The 1,726-nt window shown below is 55.4% G+C and carries 1 rRNA gene; it reads left to right on the plus strand.

The features are described 5' to 3' along the window. Window positions 1–1,726: ribosomal RNA gene (locus P2Q66_RS21760) — 23S ribosomal RNA — on the plus strand; the annotation flags it as partial.

The following is a 1,726-nucleotide window of genomic DNA, read 5'->3' on the forward strand; positions in this document are numbered from 1 at the left end:
TTTAAGAGCACACGGTGGATGCCTTGGCATTAGGAGCCGAAGAAGGACGTAGGAATCTGCGATAAGCCTGGGGGAGTCGATAACCGGACTGTGATCCCAGGGTGTCCGAATGGGGAAACCCCGCCAAGCGCGCGAGTGACTTGGTGACCCGCATCTGAACACATAGGGTGCGTGGAGGGAACGCGGGGAAGTGAAACATCTCAGTACCCGCAGGAAGAGAAAACAATAGTGATTCCGTTAGTAGTGGCGAGCGAACGCGGATCAGGCTAAACCGTTCCATGTGTGATAGCCGGCGGGCGTTGCATGGTCGGGGTTGTGGGACTTTCCATACCAGTTCTGCCGGGCTGGTGGGGTGTGATGTGCGTGCATAGGTGAACGGTTTTGAAAGGCCGGCCAGAGAGGGTGTTAGCCCCGTAACCGTAATGTTTTGTACCGCCTGTGAGAGTATCCCAAGTAGTACGGGGCCCGAGAAATCCCGTGCGAATCTGTCAGGACCACCTGATAAGCCTAAATACTCCCTAATGACCGATAGCGGACCAGTACCGTGAGGGAAAGGTGAAAAGTACCCCGGGAGGGGAGTGAAACAGTACCTGAAACCGTGTGCTTACAATCCGTCGGAGCCAGTCTGATTCTGGTGACGGCGTGCCTTTTGAAGAATGAGCCTGCGAGTTAGTGTTACGTCGCGAGGTTAACCCGTGTGGGGCAGCCGTAGCGAAAGCGAGTCTGAATAGGGCGTTGCAGTGGCGTGATCTAGACCCGAAGCGAAGTGATCTACCCATGGCCAGGTTGAAGCGACGGTAAGACGTCGTGGAGGACCGAACCCACTTCAGTTGAAAATGGAGGGGATGAGCTGTGGGTAGGGGTGAAAGGCCAATCAAACTTCGTGATAGCTGGTTCTCCCCGAAATGCATTTAGGTGCAGCGTTGCGTGTTTCTTGCTGGAGGTAGAGCTACTGGATGGCTAATGGGCCCTACAAGGTTACTGACGTCAGCCAAACTCCGAATGCCGGTAAGTGAGAGCGCAGCAGTGAGACTGTGGGGGATAAGCTTCATAGTCGAGAGGGAAACAGCCCAGACCACCAACTAAGGCCCCTAAGCGTGTGCTAAGTGGGAAAGGATGTGGAGTTGCTCAGACAACCAGGAGGTTGGCTTAGAAGCAGCCATCCTTAAAAGAGTGCGTAATAGCTCACTGGTCAAGTGATTCCGCGCCGACAATGTAGCGGGGCTCAAGTACACCGCCGAAGTTGTGGCATTCAAACAATGACTAAGCCTTCGTGGTTCAGGTGTTTGGATGGGTAGGGGAGCGTCGTGTGGGCGGTGAAGTCGCGGTGTAAACCAGCGGTGGAGCCTACACGAGTGAGAATGCAGGCATGAGTAGCGAAAGACGGGTGAGAAACCCGTCCGCCGAATGATCAAGGGTTCCAGGGTCAAGCTAATCTGCCCTGGGTAAGTCGGGACCTAAGGCGAGGCCGACAGGCGTAGTCGATGGACAACGGGTTGATATTCCCGTACCGGCGAAAAACCGCCCATGCTGAACAGGGGATACTAACTGCCCGAGACCTGCCCGATCACCCTTGTGGTGTGAGGGTTTTGGTGGAGCGCAGGACCTGATCCTGGGAGGCAAGCGTATTAACAGGTGTGACGCAGGAAGGTAGCCGAGCCGGGCGATGGTTGTCCCGGTCTAAGGATGTAGGGCGAACGGTAGGCAAATCCGCTGTTCATGATGC

It is taken from the genome of Arthrobacter sp. Cr_A7, from assembly GCF_029222765.1.
In the GTDB taxonomy this organism is placed as follows: Bacteria; Actinomycetota; Actinomycetes; order Actinomycetales; family Micrococcaceae; genus Arthrobacter.